The organism is Methylocaldum sp. MU1018 (assembly GCF_053646775.1).
In genome coordinates this window covers 3821729-3836544 of the sequence record NZ_CM132195.1, presented here as the reverse complement: position 1 = coordinate 3836544, position 14816 = coordinate 3821729, and the positions used below count along the sequence as shown (strand labels likewise).

Below are 14816 nucleotides of genomic sequence, written 5' to 3'. Positions count from 1 at the left end.
GCGTATCCAAGACCCGTCGGCGGACGATGTGCGTGGCATGGCGCGCTCTCACAGGGCTATGAGTATTTCGCCCTTGCCGAGCCCGCACATGTCTCCGGCATAGCGTCGCACTCGCTTCAGCGTGTCGGACATCTCGGCAAAGCGGGTTTCCAGTCCTTGAAAGCCTTTCAATAGCAGCGGTATGAAGCCCAGCGTATGGGTGCCGCAATCGTTGAAGGTGGCAGGGATGGAGGCGGGCGCCCGGGCGAGCAGCACGGTGCCGCGGTTCATGGCATAGCCGAGGTGATCCCCGACTGTGCCGAGAACGGCAATGGTGCCGGCCGTCATGCGGGAGCCGAGATAACACCCGGCATCGCCCTCGATCAGAATGGCGCCGCGCCGCAAATGGTCGCCGACGCGGTCGCCGGCGTTTCCCTTGACGATGACGACGCCCCCGGCCATGCCTTTCTTGTTGCCGGGAAGACAGGCGCCGAGAAAATCGCCGGCGTTGCCGCGAATCAGGATTTCGCCGTTTTTCATCTCGCAGGCGGCGTAAGCGTCGACGCTGCCGTTTACGACGATGCGTCCGCCCTTGATGTGCATGCCGAGATAGCTGCCGGCATCGCCCTCGACGCGGATTTCGCCGCGGCTCATGCCCTTGCCGATAAAGTCGAGTTTCCGGCTGCCGCGGAACATCAGGCAGTCGGAATTCTGTCCTTCGATGAAAAACAGCTCATCGGCGCGGAGCTGCCGGTTGCCGCATTGCAATAATTCAGCGCCGATTTCGCTCAGTGGTCTGTCGGCGAGCCGATCCGGCGTCAGCGGGGACACGTCGATCCGCTGCTTGGGTTCGGCCTTCAGGGTGAAGGTAAGCGCCGTCATGCCATGATCTCCTGGAGATGGAAAAGGAAAGGACCCAGTTTGCCGCCGTAATTGCCCGCGCTGATGCGGCGAATGCCGTTTTCGGCGCCCAGGCTGCAAGCCGCCTCGATGCCGACCCGCATGGCCTTCTTGATGTCTTCGTCGGTCAATCCGTCGATGACGATTTCCATGACTGATTCGATTTCCGGGCTCAGATCCGTCCTGGTCTGGCCTTTGAGCGTGGGGCAGAACGCATCGTTGGTCGACGCGGACAAGGCTTTGTATTTGGAGCCGACCTTGGAGCCGGAGCGCACCACGCCGCCGGGGAAGGGCATGATCACGTTCGGAATCTTCTTCATCGCTTCGATGGCGGCCTCGCACGCCGCCAGGGCTTGAGGCTGGCTTTCCGCCAGGATCAGAAAGTTGCCGCCGCCCACCGCCTTGATGGTGCAGGTGGTGTCTTCGCAGAGGAATTCGCCGTCCATCACCGGAACGCGCCAATAGCGCTTGCCGCCGATGCGCTTGGCGATCTGGAATCCGTCGCCGAAGAAGCGGAGGTTCTTGCCCAGCGGAATTTTTTCGCCTTCGTGAATGCCGGCGAACAGTGCCGAGGTCGGGGAAGTCAGCACGCACTGGCCGGCGCGGGTTTCCACCTGCTTGGCCAGGGTTTTGCCGCCCATGGCGAAAATCAGTGCGGAAATGCCGGGCCGCCCGTCCGGCGTTTCGCCCGGATCGAGCTCGCGCTCGATGCCGGCTTCGCAGCCGCAGGCGATGACCGAGGTGGCGAAGCCCGTCATGGCCTGGGCCGCATGATAGGCCCATTTCAGATTTTGGGCGGTGATGATGACCCGCGTGGCCCTCATCGGAAAGGCTTCGGCGAAAGTCGCGTCGATCTGCACGCCGTTAATGTTCATGCAATTCCTCACGGCTTGTTTGTTTTATGTGTGGGATATGGGGTTCGATCCGGGGCATGGCGATAAAGGCGATGATGCTCCAGGCTTCTCGAATCGCGCACGGCGGCGCCTTCGCGCGCGATTCGGGCATTTCGTTCCTCGCTCGAGCGAAGAGTCCTGCGCCCTTTCTCGCTAAGCGCGTCCCTGGCAGGGATGAACGAGAATCTTGCTGCGTCCGTCGTTTTCGATCTCCCAGTCGCGGATGATGAAGTTGTCCATTTTCATGGTGTGGTAGCGGTCGAAATAGTCCCGCAGCCGTCCTTCGATGCCGGGACGGTCGAACTCCGGCTTGACCGTGTGCACGTTGCCCCACACCACTTTGACGACTTCGCCGTTGCGCACCACCAGTTCGCCGTCCTTGAATACGTAGTCCGGTCTGGCAAACATCGCCTCTTTGTCGTCCTGTTCGGTGTATACCGTAATGTCCGCGGCGGCGCCCGCCCCTAAATGGCCGCGGTCGCTTAGGCCCAGGAGCCGGGCGGCGCCGGCGCGGGTCATGATCGCGATCTCGTACAGGCTGTACTCGCGGTCGATGGCGCCGAGCGTGCTCAGCGCGGCGGCGTCGGGGTTGACGGTCGAGAGCATGTCGTTACGGAAGCTCTTGTCCATCAGCAGCCGGATCAAATGCGGATAAGTGGTGAACGGCGCACCATTGGGGTGGTCGGTGGTGAGGAAAATGCGCCAGGGATCTTCCGTCAGCAGGAAGATTTCGAGACCGATGCACCATTGCAAGGCGTTGACGAAGTTCTGGTCGCGATACTTGAACGGCACCACGCCGCAGCCGGCGTCGCACTCGATGTCCATGCACACCCATTTGTTCGGGTGGGCGTGATGGGTATTGGCGAACTGGCGCATGGAGTCGCCCGAGGCGGTGACGGTTTGGCCGAACAGGATTTGTCCCACATCCACCGTGATGTTGGGATGCTTGTTGACGGCCTCGGCGATCCGGGCCGCGCCCGAGGAAAACTTGCGGTCGCCCTCGGTGCCGTAGCTGTGGAACTGAATATGGGTCAGATGCATCGGCAAGCCTTCGATGCCGGTGATCGTGTTTAGCGTGGTCTCCAGGTTGCCCGGCACGCCCAGGTTGCAGCCGTGTACGTGCAGCGGATGGGGCACGCCGAGTTCGTGCACCGCCCGCGCGAGGCTTTGCAGAATCTGGCGAGGCGTGACGCCGTAATGGCTGTGCTGCTCGTCCAGGTCCAGCTTGCGCTGGTTGAATTTGAATGCGCTGATGCCGCCGGGATTGACCACTTTGATGCCGATGCACTGGCTCGAATGCAGGGTCCAGGCCACGTAGTCGTTGATGACTTCCGGGTCGGCACCGGACGAAAGAAGGCGCAGAAAGAAATCGTCGCTGCCGAGCATGGCGTAGCCGCCTACGTCGATCAGCGGCACGTCGGCCATTTCCATGTGGGCCTGGCGGGCGTTGATGGGCAGTACGGCCGGTTCGAATCCGGCGGTATAACCCATTTCCGCATAACGGTAGCCGGTGGTCAGCGTGGACGGAGCGGCACGGCCGCAGCCGGCGCGCTTCAACCCGGAGCGGGGCGACGGATCGCCGCGATGGTCTTCCGGCAGAAGATTGCGGGCGATCGTGACCTTCCCTCCGCCGATATGCGTGTGCATGTCGATGGCGCCGGCCATGATCACTTTGCCGCGACAATCGTATTCCTGATCGGGGGGCGTGCCGCGGACATCGGAGCCGGTCGCGATCCGTCCGTCGCGGATGTAAATGTCCAGCACCTGGCCGTTGATGTTGTGTGCGGGATCATAGACGGTGCCGCCCGTGAGTTTGATCAGCATGAAAGAAGCTCTCCTGTGGGTTAATGCCGCAAGCTGATGCCGCTGGCCCGGTTAGTGCCGGAATCCGACCCGATCCGGGCGGTCGCGCCTCGGCGGATCGGTTTTGCCGGCGCGGTCGTCAGGCGGCGACGCTGAAGATCGATGGGCGGGACGAAAAGACGGTACTGGCATTGAACTGATGTCATTGGTCTTTGTGGAGCCATCTCTGACCGCAGAAGGTCGATCGCGCTTTCGTCGTCATAAAAGCCATCCGCCACTTTTCGGTCGATGGGCGCACTTTCCCGCGTCGGTCGGCGAAAGCGCATGGTCTTCGGATTCCGGGATGGGGCGGAGAGCGTTGAGTTCATGCGATGCAAGGCCTCTTCCGCAGGCTCGGTATAGCCTGGAAGAATAAGCAACCCCGTTTAACTTTTCAACTCGACGGCATCGGAGCGCATGCAAAAGGCGGCGTCCGTCTGACCGGCCCGCCATATAGCGGTTGGCCGGGACGAAAATCGCCGGTCGGCTAGCCGCTTGCGCCGAGCGCTCGCTCGATTCCCCGCAATACCTCGGATGCCTCGAATAAACCGGATTCGCGGATTCGATACAGCGGCAGGGTGACGACATTGTCGCAACGGTACGCGTGGCCGGCAAAATCGATGCCTGGCACGCCCACCGGAATGAATACGTCCGGTTCCGAGTCGAAACGCATTCCCGAGCGGCCGATGACGACCGTGGGCGCAGGGCTCGCCGGCGGCGGCGTCAGGCTCAGGCTCGATACCCAGAACAGGGCGTCCGCTTCGCCGTTCGCTAGGAGCCGGGCCGCACCGTTGTGGTAAGGGTCGTATTCGGGGTAGCCGCGGGCATAGCTGACGCGCGTGGGATAACCGCTGATCCAGGCGCATACTTGGCTCGCGGTGCGGTCGCCGTCCTGGCCGCCCAGCGGCAAAACGGCGGTGCGGGTCTCTTGGTTCAGCGTGGCTACCATCTGGCACAACTGCTGCACGGTCAGCTCGGCGTCGGGAAACGCCAGTTGTCCCGCGGCCCAGGTCACTACGCTGTAATTGGCCTGGCGCAACCGGTCCACGACCGATTGCAGTTCCGCGACGGCAATGCCGGCGACTCGTTCCGCCTGTAATTTTGCGCCCTTGGCCAGGGCGGAAAGCGCCGCGGCCACGTCCGGCAGGCTCTCTTGAGCGCAGGGGATGACCTTCGGCGGACGGCCGTCGGGGGCGGTAGCCGCCCGACCGCTCGGCGCGCGGCCGATGAAGATGATTTCGCGCTTGCCGGTATCGCCGTTGAAAAGGGCATCCGGGTTCCAGATGAAACGTTCGAAGAAGCGCGGAAAATCGAGCTCGATATCGGTGCCGAACGAAACCAGAACCTCCGCCCGGTTCTTGAGCTCGCCCAGGGTCGTCGCCATCCAGCCGGAATCCGCCAGCACCAGAAGGTTGCGCAAACCGCCTTCGGCGCGCATTTGATCGAACACGCCCCGGCAACGGTCGATCAGGGACAGCGCCGCGCGAGTTTCGTTGACGTCGGAGCCGAAGCCGCTGAATACAGGAAGGCGCGCGTTTTTCAATATTTCTGCGGCGCGCGCGACGGCCTGATCCAGGGTGGCCGGGGTTCCGGCGATGCGCGGGGCGGTGTCGGCGATCGGTTGCTCGAAGCCGGGAATCGTTACGGCGTCTCCGTTTTCGAGGATGCTGACCCGCCGGGCATCGACTTCGATTTTCAGATCGTCCGAGGCGATGCCGCAAAATGGGCTGGGAACGTTTTCGAAAACGCGGGTTTGGGTGCTTTCGGTCATGCCATTTCCCTCAGGAGGTATAAACGTCTGGTGGCGAAGCCGCAAAAGAGGCGGAGGCCCGCATGCAAGAAGGCGCATGGGCGCCGCGGAATCGCGCAAGAATAGGGTTTTCGACCGCAACTTTCAACTTCGGGGCGGGTGTGCCGCCGACCAGTCTCGCATTTCCGGCGGCGGCTGCAACCGGGAGATGGGCAGCTTCGGAGCGTTTTCAATGCGGAGGGAGGGGCGACTCGAGTCGCCCCTACATACTCGGAACGAATGGCGGTGCGGAGCACGGGCTCCGGAGCCGCGCCGACCCTCCCGTGCTCGGCTCCGTCTTGCGCCGAGCCACAGAAGCCGGAAGTGCAAACCGCTTCTGGGGCATCGGGTAAAAAATCGAACATCGTCATCATCCCGGAAATGAGTGTGCCGGGCCTGTTTCAGGCCGGGCGTTTGGCCGAAACCCTTAATTAGGGAAATCGCTGCATCACTCGTAAGATATTGTCTTGCCGAAGCCATCGGCATCTTCTGGCTCCTATTCGGCGGACACGGCCGCCCGGATCTGAACAATAGCGAATAAAAATATAGAAGGACAAAGCCATGAACGACCCACAAAAAAGAACCCCGCTCAATTTTCCCGGAACGCTGGTCCCGCTGGTCCTGCTTGCCCTGTCGGGCTGTGCCGGCCAGCCGGTGTCCGGTTTTCAGCCATTCACGCCCGAAGATCTCAACGGCAAGATCAAGTCCGGCGAGTACACGCAGAAAATCGACAGCTTCCTCGTCATCACGGACGCTTCGTCTTCCATGGACGACACCTATCTTGGTCCAGGTTTTCCGGAGACGCCCTCGGCGGACAAGTTCAGCGTCGAGAAGGAGTTCCTCAGCCGGATGAACAAGACCATTCCGGACCTCAAGCTCAACTCCGGCCTTCGAACCTTCGGCTTCGGCCCTTGTTTGGAATGGGGTTTCACGGAATTGAACGCTCCGATGGCGCCCTATTCTCCATCGGCTTTCCAGGGCGCCCTGGACAGGCTCGAATGCGCTAGCGGAGGCTCGCCGATGGGACGTGGACTGGGTGCGGCCGCCGAAGATTTGCAAACCGCGCAGGGAAAGATCGCGGTCATTTTGCTGAGCGACGGCAAACAAGCCTCCGGCGGCCCCGGAAAAGCGGTCCGGCAGTTGAAACGACAGTTCGGCGATCGGCTTTGTCTGTATACGGTCTGGGTGGGCAATCCCGAAGAGCCGGGCCGGGCGCTGATGAGTTTTCTGCCGGATATTGCCGGCTGCGGGACCGCCGCGGAGGTCGGTGACGTCGTTTCCAGCGCCGGCGTTGCCGATTTTGTGACGAAAGTGTTCCTCCAACCTGCCGCCCGCGACGATTGCTCGATCCGGGATTCCGACGGCGACGGCGTCAACGACTGCGACGATCAGTGCCCGAACAGCCCCAAGGGCGCCAAGGTGAACGCAAAGGGCTGCTGGGTTCTCATCGATGTCCTGTTCGACACCGACAAAGCCGTCATCAAGCCGGTCAGTTATCCCGAACTCGACGATGCAGTCAGGGTGCTCCAAGAAAATCCTGGGTTGATCGTGGCCGTGGACGGTCATACCGACAACCGGGCTTCCGAGGCGCACAATCTGAGATTGTCGCAGCGCCGCGCCGACGCGGTTCGCGAGTATTTCGTCCGCCACGGGATCGCAGAGGGAGGGCTCACCGCGCGAGGCTTCGGCGAAAGCAACCCGATCGCCGACAACGACTCGGCCGAGGGCATGGCGCTGAATCGCCGCGTGGAGATCAGGGTGCTCAAGTAAAGGAAAACGGTTCTGGAGCGGCGGCTCCGCGCGCCCCGGCCGGTTTCGCGCCGATCGCGAGAGCTTCCGCTGCCGGGCTTGCAATGCCCGGAGGTGCCCGAACGAAGTCAAGAAGACGCGTAGCAGCCGCGGGCGCCACGCCACATCAGAAAATGCTCTTATCTCTCGATTCTTTGCTCAGAGCGAGACAGAATCCCCGGCTGGTCGCCGGGCGACGCCCGTTTCCGTTCTGTTTGAGCCGTGGCTCTGCACGGCGCCGGGCGCATTCGCGAGGCCAGGACGGCGGTCGAAGCCGCCGTGATGCGCGTGCCGAGCGACCCCGAACTCAACGAGCTCCGCGCACGATGGACAACGGATGAACGGTAGCTTCGATATGCGGAAAGCCGGTATGAACACCAGGACTTTACCGGGTGTCCGGGATAAGCGATGAAAATTTCACGACCACCTACGATAGGAATCATGCATGAAAAACAAACTGTTGCCATTCGCCTTCGCGGCTGTCGCGGTCAGTCTGCCGATGATGAGTGACGTGGTGCTGGGCGAAGAAACGGCTGCAGCCGCCGAAAATGTCGAGCAAGACAATCTCGACCTCGACCCGCTTCGCGCCAGCATCCGCATGGAGCGGCGGGATTTCATCAAGCAGTCGATGAATCTGAGCGAGGAACAAGGCAAAAAGTTTTGGAGTCTGTACCACCAATATGAAGCCGACTTGATGAAGCTGAACAACAAGCGCTTGGCCGTGATCGAGGATTATGCGGACAGCTTGGACGACATGAGCGAATCCAAGATCGACGGGCTCGTCAAACGTTCCCTCGACTATCGCAAGGCCCGGACCGCTCTGCTCGAGAAGTACTACGGCAAAATCGCAAAAGCGACATCGAAGACCATCGCCGCACGGTTTCTGCAGGTGGAAGGCGTCTTGCAGGGAGCCGGAGACGCAGAGATCGGTTCCTCTCTCCCCTTGGTGCCGACAGATCGCTAATGTTTCGTCAGCCGTCGTTGATTTTGAATCGTCTCGGCGCGCTTGCCGTTGCGGGAATCGAATGTATACGGCCATATCTCGGAATCCCGCATCGCCTAGGCCGATGGCCGGATTTCGCCGGTTCCACGGTCGACAAACCGGAAGCCATGCAATAGCATGTCCAGCTTTCGCATTGACCTATCGATTTATCACCCGCTGCCTTCCCGAAGTCCACTGAAGAATGTCCATATCCCCCCCCGTCGATCATAACGTTTGCGTTACCGTGGTCGCACCGGCGCGCCTGCACATGGGCTTTCTCGATCTGGGCGGTTCGCTGGGGCGCAAGTTCGGCAGTGTCGGGGTCGGCATCCACGAGATCGCCACTCGCCTGACGCTGGTCCGTTCCGACCGGCCGGCCGCCGAGGGACCCGACGCCCAGCGCGCCGTCGCTGTCGTAGAAAAACTGGCTCGCGCCGTCGGCCGGCCGTTTCCGGCGGCCATTCGTATCCACCAGGCCATACCGGGCCATGCGGGGTTGGGGTCCGGAACGCAGATGGATTTGGCCGTGGGCATGGGGCTCAGCCGTCTGTACGAGCTCGGGCTGGGGGTTCGGGATATCGCGCCGATCGTCGAGCGCGGAGCGAGATCCGGAATAGGGATCGCGGTGTTCGAGCGGGGCGGGGTGGTGGTCGACGGAGGGCGCGGCGCGCACACGGTGATTCCGCCGGTCATCGCCCGCTTGGAAATGCCTTCCGAATGGCGCTTCATTCTGATCCTGGACGAGCGCGGCCAAGGTTTGCACGGGGCGCACGAGGTCGAGGCGTTCCAGGCCCTGCCCGCGTTTCCCGCCGAGCAGGCGGCGCATCTGTGTCATCTGCTGGTCATGAAGGGGTTGCCGGCGCTGGCGGAGCGGGATATCGCGGGTTTCGGCGCGGTGATCGCCGAGTTGCAGAAGGTGGTGGGAGACCATTTCGCGCCGGCGCAGGGCGGTCGTTTCACCAGTCCCGACGTGGGCGCGGCACTGGCTTTTCTCGCCGAGCGCGGCGCGGTCGGCATCGGGCAAAGTTCATGGGGCCCGACCGGCTTTTGCCTGGTCGATGACGCCCGGCGGGCCGAGGCCCTGCTGCAAGAGGCGCGGCAGCGCTTCGGCGACCGGCCGGCTCTTCGTTTTCTGCTCGCCGCCGCCCGCAATCATGGCGCGGAGATCGCCGTAGGGCGCGCGGACGGCTTTGGGCGTTCGGGATCCGGCTCGTAGCGGGTGTCGCCGAAACTCGCTTCGTTGTCTTCGCGCCGCGCCGACCTCCCCGCGCGCATGCTGCTGGTGAGCCGTTCGGGGCGGATGTTGGCCCAGTCCGCGGCACGAGCCGGCATTCGCCCGCTGGTCTTGGATCTGTATGCCGACCAGGACACCCGCGACTGTTCGATCCGGTGCGAGCGGGTGGCGCCCGGCCGGATCGGATTCGATGCGGCCGGTCTCCTCGCGGCCGCCGAGCGGCTTGCTCCGGCGGGGAGCGGATACGCGCTCGTCTACGGCAGCGGCCTGGATGCCGATCCTGGGATTCTGGAAGAGCTCGCGCGAGGGCGGGCGCTCTATGGCAATCCGCCGGAAATTCTCCATTTATTGAAGACGCCCGATGCCTTTTTCGACCTGCTCCGGCGGCTCGACATCGCCTATCCGGAATCGCGCCGGACGCGGCCGCCGGATCCGGAAAACTGGCTGCTGAAGTCCGGTTGTAGCGAAGGCGGCAAGGGTGTACGCTTCTGCGCCCGAGCGGAGCTCGGTGCGACCGACTACTATCAGCGCAGGCTTCCCGGCGAGGCCATGTCGGCCTTGTTTCTGGCGAACGGCGAAGATGCGCGGATAGTCGGTTTCAACACGTTGTGGACGGCCGATCGTCACCTCGGCCAGCCGTTTTTGTTTGCCGGCGCCATCAATCGGGCCGACCTCGCTCCGGAGCAACGGCGGCAGGTGCAGGCGTACGTCGGCCGCCTGGCGCGAGCGATTCCGCTCAAAGGACTGAACAGCCTGGATTTCATGCCGGACGGCGAAGCGTGCCGGGTTCTGGAAATCAATCCGAGACCGAGCGCCACCATGACTTTATACGATCGGGATTTTGCCCGAGGATTGTTGGCCGAACACATTCGCGCATGCCGCGGGGAAGCTGCGGATATTGCCGAGTCCGGCGGTGTCGTCCGGGCCTTCAGGGCCTTTTTCGCATCGCAGGATCTTGAAGTGTCCGAGGCCGTAGCCTGGCCGGACTGGTGTACGGATCGGCCGGTGCCGGGCAGTTTTATCCGTGCAGGTCAACCCGTGTGCACCGTTCACGCCGAAGAGAACGACCGTCCGCGCGTCGAAGCTTTGATCGAATGGCGGCAAAGCGAATTGCGCAAACTGTTGCGGGCGGCTCGGAGCTAGGCTAAAAACACGTTTTTAATCCAACCGGGTGAGAGGTAATCATGCAACACACCGTCAGCGTTAATGCGCACGCGCTTCCCATCGTCAAATACATGATCGCCAACGCCGACAAGCTGCGGCTCAAGATCGACAGGCTGGGGAACGGCTGCACCGTCATCGATGCCGGCATCGATGCGGTGGGCGGCCTGGAGGCGGGACGCTTGATCGCGGAAATCTGCATGGGCGGATTGGGAACCGTCACCCTCACCCACACTTCGACCTTCAGCCGCTGGCCCCTCACGGTCAACGTCCATTCCACGAATCCGGTGATTGCCTGCCTGGGCAGCCAGTATGCCGGATGGAGTCTGTCCCACGGCGAGGGCAAGAGCGCCTTTTATGCGCTCGGTTCGGGCCCGGCGCGGGCAATGGCGACCAAACTCAAGGACGGCAAGGAAGAGCCGGTCGAAGAGCTTTACAAGGAGTTGGGCTATCGCGATAAAGGCAGCGAGACGGCTATCGTGATGGAGGTGGACAAGGTGCCGCCGGTCGAGGTCATCGAAAAGATCGCCAAAGCCTGCAAAATGGACGCGAGCGGCGTCAACGTCATCCTGACGCCCACGTCCAGCCTGGCAGGCGGCATGCAGGTCGTCGGCCGCGTGTTGGAGGTCGCCTTGCACAAGGCCCATTCGCTGCACTTTCCACTGGGCAACATCATCGACGGCACCGGAACCGCCCCGGTTCCGCCGCCGCACCCCAATTTCGTCAAAGCCATGGGGCGGACCAACGACGCCATCCTGTTCGGCGGCACCGTGCATCTGTTCGTGAAAGGCAGCGACGAGGCGGCGGAAATGCTGGCCAACGAACTGCCGAGCTCGGTGTCGCGCGATTACGGCAGGCCGTTCGCCGAGGTGTTCAAGGACTACAAGTACGATTTCTTCAAGGTCGATCCGATGCTGTTCAGTCCGGCCAGCGTGATCGTCACGGCCGTCGAATCCGGCCGCAGCTTCCATGCGGGCAAGCTCGACGAAGCGCTCCTGGAACGGTCCTTTGGAGAATAATTTGGGCCGCATCGCGATCGTCACCGACGACCCGGGCTGGCACGGCGCGCGGCTTCGCGAGGCTTTGGCGGCGAAGGGCTACGGCTACCGTTATGTGTCCCTGACCGCCTGCCGACTGAATCTCGAAGCCGGTGGCGTGCCGGTGGTCCTGCCGGGCTTCGAGGACGGTCTACCCGATGGCGTCTTCGTGCGCGGCGTGCCGGGCGGATCGCTGGATCAGGTGGTGTTCTACCTCGACGTGCTGCACGCCCTGAAGCGGCTCGGGATTCCGGTATACAACGACGGCCGGGCGGTCGAGCGCACCGTCGACAAGGCCATGACCAGCTTCCTATTGCAGTGCGCCGGCATACCGACGCCGCCCACCTGGGTGCTGGGCAACCGCGAAGAGGCGCTCGATCTGGCCGGGCGGGAACTGCGCGCGGGCCATCAGCTCGTGTCCAAACCCCTGTTCGGTTCCCAAGGGCAAGGCCTGCAGCGCTATGAAAAGCCGGAAGACCTCGCGGGGCTGATCGACAGCAACGGTGTTTTCTATCTTCAGCGTTTCGTCAGTTGCGGCGAGCCGCCCCACGACTTCCGCGTATTCGTGATCAGGGGCAAGGCGGTGGCCGCCATGCGCCGCTGCGGCGTCACCTGGCTGAACAACGTCGCCCAGGGCGCCCGCTGCGAGCCGGTCCGGCTCGACGATCTGCTACTGTGCCGGTTGGCGGAGGATGCAGTAAAGGTTCTGGACATGGGCTACGCCGGGGTGGACATCATCCGCGATCATCACGGCCGTTACAGCGTGCTCGAGGTCAACAGCATCCCGGCGTGGAAGGGCTTGCAGAGCGTCAGCAAGGTCTCGATTGCCGATTTATTGGTCGAAGACTTCCTGTCGCTTTGCCATCCCGAATCTCACGAGGAAATCCGGGTTCGGTGACGACGGTGCCGAAGCCTGTTCAGCGGGACGCTTTATTGTCCGCCTACCTCGACGCCTGCGAAACGGAGCTGCGCGCTTTCAAGCCGGGCAACGTCAGCGTTTATTCGGATGCCCACGACATGACCGTGGAGGATTTCCGGCTGAGCGCCGCGGCCAGCGGGCCTTTCCTGTGCGATCCCGGCCTGTCCCTGGGCGAGAAGATCTGCCATGCGACTCGCGCCACCCGCGAGGTCGTCCATTGCAATACCAATCTCGGCATCATCCTGCTGGCCGCGCCGCTGATTCAGGCGGCTCAGGAGATACGCCCAGACGAAACGCTCAGGTCCGCGCTCCGGAGAATTCTCGGCGGCACGACGCAAGCCGATGCGGACCGGACCTACAAGGCCATACGGCTGGCACAACCGGGCGGTCTCGGCGAAGCGCCGGAGCAGGACGTTCGCGACGCCCCGAAGGTGACATTGCTGGAAGCCATGCGCCTTGCGGAACATCGTGATCGCATTGCTTATCAATACACTAATTCTTTTGTAGATGTTTTTGATTTCGCGATTCCAAGTTATCATAGGAATTTGTCCCGTTGGGGCGATGAAGAGTGGTCGGCAGTGGCGGTGTTCGTCGGGTTGCTCAAGCGTATTCCCGACAGCCACATCGAGCGCAAGTTCGGCGCTCGTTTGACAGGGACAGTCGTTAGCCGAATGGCGCAGATCGACGAGGTGTTATCCGTTTCCGACAGGCCGGAACAGGCCATGCCGCTCCTGCGAGAGGCGGATGCGGAGTTCAAGTCTGGCGGAATCAATCCGGGCACCACCGCCGATCTCACGGTAGCGTGTCTGCTGGCCGTGCGCCTGGAAGCGCTGCTGGGCCGATGCGGATGGAAGACGGACGGTTTTCCAGAAGCCCGGGGCGCGTCGGCACGACAATAGGGATTTTTATGCTTTGTTGGGAAAGTGGGACATGGCAGTGTCGTTACTTCGGACGTTTTTTCTTTTTTGACCAAAGAGGAGTTAGTAATGGGGAAAATCAATAAGATGTTGGTGGGTGAAGCTTTGTGCGGCGGCGGCAACGAAATCGCCCACATCGACTTGATCATGGGGCCGCGCGGCAGCGCTGCCGAGACCGCTTTCGCCAACTGCATTACCAACAACAAAGACGGATTCAGCAGCTTGCTGGCCGTGGTTGCGCCGAACCTGATGGCTAAGCCGAACACCGTGATGTTCAACAAGGTCACCATCAAGAACGGCAAGCAGGCTACCCAGATGTTCGGGCCGGCGCAGCGCGGCGTGGCCATGGCCGTGGCCGACTGCGTCGAAGACGGCACCATTCCTGCCGACGAAGCCGACGACATCTTCGTCTGCGTAGGCGTGTTCATCCACTGGCTGGCGGAAGACGACGCGAAAATCCAGGACTACAACTACGAAGCCACCAAGCTGGCCATCAAGCGCGCCGTCGCCGGCGAGCCCAAGGCGGCCGAAGTCGTGGCTCAGAAGGGACAGATCGAGCATCCCTTCGCCGCTCACAAATAATCGCACTTCTCGAAAAACGTTGCCCCGATGCCGGGGCAACGTTTTTTTTCGTCCGTAAATCACGCGCTCAGGATTCCCGTTAGATCGCCGCCTCCTCTGAGCCTTCGATCAGCCGCGAGTCGATCGCGCCGGAATGCAGGGCGCTGGCGATCAGCGCGCCGGCCGCTCCCATGATTTTCAGCCGCCTCAAATCTTGTCCGTCCCGTACGCCGCCGGCTACGATGAAGCGCCGATCCGGATGCTTGCGTTTGAAAGACGCTAAACGGTCGAAATCCGGCCCCGCCGTACTGCCCACATGGGACAGGCTCATCAAGATCACGCTCTTTGGCCAAAGTTCCGGGCTGTCCAGCAATTGCTCCGTCCCTAGCAAGCGGTCGCCGAGAAAGTCGAGCGACAAGATGAAGTCTGGACCTGAGCGGGCCAGAAGGGGCAATGCGTTCTCGGAAAGCGATTCGCTGCCGACGACGGCGCGGGCGTTCGATTCGGATGGAAAAGAGAGCGTTTCCCCGGCGCTCGGCAGCCCCCGATCTATCCAGAATTCGATATTCGGAAAGCCGCGCTCCAGTTCGAGCGCCAAAGCGGTTTGAGGCCCTTTACCCATGAGCGCATCGAGATCGGCCATATAAATTCGTTTGAACGGATACAGACCGAGCAGGCCGCGTACGACGGCTTTCGGTTCGGCGGTCGGGCACAACACGCTTTGCAACGGGCGATAATGCTCGCGCCGGCCTTCCTTGGCGTGTACGGCGAGGCCGCCCATGATATCGATGACGGGGATGATTTCCATTGGGTG

At 62.3% G+C, this 14816-nt stretch carries 13 protein-coding genes; 8 read left to right on the top strand and 5 right to left on the bottom strand.

The window, feature by feature from the left end; translation table 11 throughout:
• Positions 1 to 48: 48 nt before the first annotated feature.
• From ACWJKU_RS17610 to ACWJKU_RS17595, 4 genes are all read right to left on the bottom strand, one after another.
• Complete coding sequence (locus ACWJKU_RS17610) at positions 49 to 861, bottom strand: formylmethanofuran dehydrogenase subunit C (protein WP_454144406.1); 813 nt, start codon at positions 859 to 861, stop codon at positions 49 to 51.
• Complete coding sequence (gene fhcD, locus ACWJKU_RS17605; protein ID WP_454144404.1) at positions 858 to 1754, bottom strand: formylmethanofuran--tetrahydromethanopterin N-formyltransferase; 897 nt, start codon at positions 1752 to 1754, stop codon at positions 858 to 860. The genes ACWJKU_RS17610 and fhcD overlap by 4 nt, the downstream gene beginning before the upstream one ends.
• A 171-nt stretch (positions 1755 to 1925) precedes the next feature.
• Complete coding sequence (locus tag ACWJKU_RS17600; protein WP_454144402.1) at positions 1926 to 3596, bottom strand: formylmethanofuran dehydrogenase subunit A; 1671 nt, start codon at positions 3594 to 3596, stop codon at positions 1926 to 1928.
• Positions 3597 to 4101: 505 nt separating this feature from the next.
• Positions 4102 to 5385 carry a formylmethanofuran dehydrogenase subunit B gene (locus ACWJKU_RS17595; RefSeq protein ID WP_454144400.1) on the bottom strand — a complete coding sequence of 428 codons (1284 nt, stop codon included), beginning with the start codon at positions 5383 to 5385 and terminating at the stop codon, positions 4102 to 4104.
• Between the two features lie 579 nt (positions 5386 to 5964).
• On the opposite strand from ACWJKU_RS17595, the gene ACWJKU_RS17590 reads away from it, so the two are divergent.
• The 8 genes from ACWJKU_RS17590 to fae all read left to right on the top strand — a co-directional run bounded on the left by ACWJKU_RS17590 (position 5965) and on the right by fae (position 14023).
• Positions 5965 to 7173 (top strand): OmpA family protein, encoded by a 1209-nt coding sequence (locus tag ACWJKU_RS17590; RefSeq protein WP_454144398.1) that lies wholly within the window; start codon positions 5965 to 5967, stop codon positions 7171 to 7173.
• A gap of 463 nt (positions 7174 to 7636) precedes the next feature.
• Positions 7637 to 8155: a hypothetical protein gene (locus ACWJKU_RS17585; RefSeq protein WP_454144396.1), complete on the top strand. Its 519-nt coding sequence runs from the start codon at positions 7637 to 7639 to the stop codon at positions 8153 to 8155.
• Between the two features lie 220 nt (positions 8156 to 8375).
• Positions 8376 to 9389, top strand: a complete 1014-nt coding sequence (locus ACWJKU_RS17580; RefSeq protein ID WP_454144394.1) for a beta-ribofuranosylaminobenzene 5'-phosphate synthase family protein — start codon at positions 8376 to 8378, stop codon at positions 9387 to 9389.
• Positions 9390 to 9413: 24 nt separating this feature from the next.
• Positions 9414 to 10550: an ATP-grasp domain-containing protein gene (locus tag ACWJKU_RS17575; RefSeq protein ID WP_454144392.1), complete on the top strand. Its 1137-nt coding sequence runs from the start codon at positions 9414 to 9416 to the stop codon at positions 10548 to 10550.
• A 41-nt stretch (positions 10551 to 10591) separates the two neighbouring features.
• Positions 10592 to 11587, top strand: coding sequence for a methenyltetrahydromethanopterin cyclohydrolase (gene mch / locus ACWJKU_RS17570; protein ID WP_454144390.1), 996 nt, complete (start codon positions 10592 to 10594; stop codon positions 11585 to 11587).
• Entirely contained in the window at positions 11577 to 12503 is a 927-nt protein-coding gene (locus tag ACWJKU_RS17565) for an ATP-grasp domain-containing protein (protein WP_454144388.1), read from the top strand. The genes mch and ACWJKU_RS17565 overlap by 11 nt, the downstream gene beginning before the upstream one ends.
• A gap of 5 nt (positions 12504 to 12508) precedes the next feature.
• Entirely contained in the window at positions 12509 to 13423 is a 915-nt protein-coding gene (locus ACWJKU_RS17560; protein WP_454144386.1) for a triphosphoribosyl-dephospho-CoA synthase, read from the top strand.
• An 87-nt stretch (positions 13424 to 13510) separates the two neighbouring features.
• Positions 13511 to 14023 carry a formaldehyde-activating enzyme gene (fae, locus tag ACWJKU_RS17555; RefSeq protein WP_077732049.1) on the top strand — a complete coding sequence of 171 codons (513 nt, stop codon included), beginning with the start codon at positions 13511 to 13513 and terminating at the stop codon, positions 14021 to 14023.
• Between the two features lie 79 nt (positions 14024 to 14102).
• Here the strand turns inward: fae and ACWJKU_RS17550 are convergent, their stop codons facing one another.
• A complete protein-coding gene (locus tag ACWJKU_RS17550; protein WP_454144384.1) occupies positions 14103 to 14810 on the bottom strand; it encodes a HisA/HisF-related TIM barrel protein in 708 nt (235 codons plus the stop codon).
• Between the last annotated feature and the right edge of the window lie 6 nt (positions 14811 to 14816).

Coding starts and splice junctions, on each gene's coding strand:
- ACWJKU_RS17610 (WP_454144406.1), bottom strand. CDS start 861: ATGACGGCGCTTACCTTCACCCTGAAGGCCGAACCCAAGCAGCGGATC.
- fhcD (WP_454144404.1), bottom strand. CDS start 1,754: ATGAACATTAACGGCGTGCAGATCGACGCGACTTTCGCCGAAGCCTTT.
- ACWJKU_RS17600 (WP_454144402.1), bottom strand. CDS start 3,596: ATGCTGATCAAACTCACGGGCGGCACCGTCTATGATCCCGCACACAAC.
- ACWJKU_RS17595 (WP_454144400.1), bottom strand. CDS start 5,385: ATGACCGAAAGCACCCAAACCCGCGTTTTCGAAAACGTTCCCAGCCCA.
- ACWJKU_RS17590 (WP_454144398.1), top strand. CDS start 5,965: ATGAACGACCCACAAAAAAGAACCCCGCTCAATTTTCCCGGAACGCTG.
- ACWJKU_RS17585 (WP_454144396.1), top strand. CDS start 7,637: ATGAAAAACAAACTGTTGCCATTCGCCTTCGCGGCTGTCGCGGTCAGT.
- ACWJKU_RS17580 (WP_454144394.1), top strand. CDS start 8,376: ATGTCCATATCCCCCCCCGTCGATCATAACGTTTGCGTTACCGTGGTC.
- mch (WP_454144390.1), top strand. CDS start 10,592: ATGCAACACACCGTCAGCGTTAATGCGCACGCGCTTCCCATCGTCAAA.
- fae (WP_077732049.1), top strand. CDS start 13,511: ATGGGGAAAATCAATAAGATGTTGGTGGGTGAAGCTTTGTGCGGCGGC.
- ACWJKU_RS17550 (WP_454144384.1), bottom strand. CDS start 14,810: ATGGAAATCATCCCCGTCATCGATATCATGGGCGGCCTCGCCGTACAC.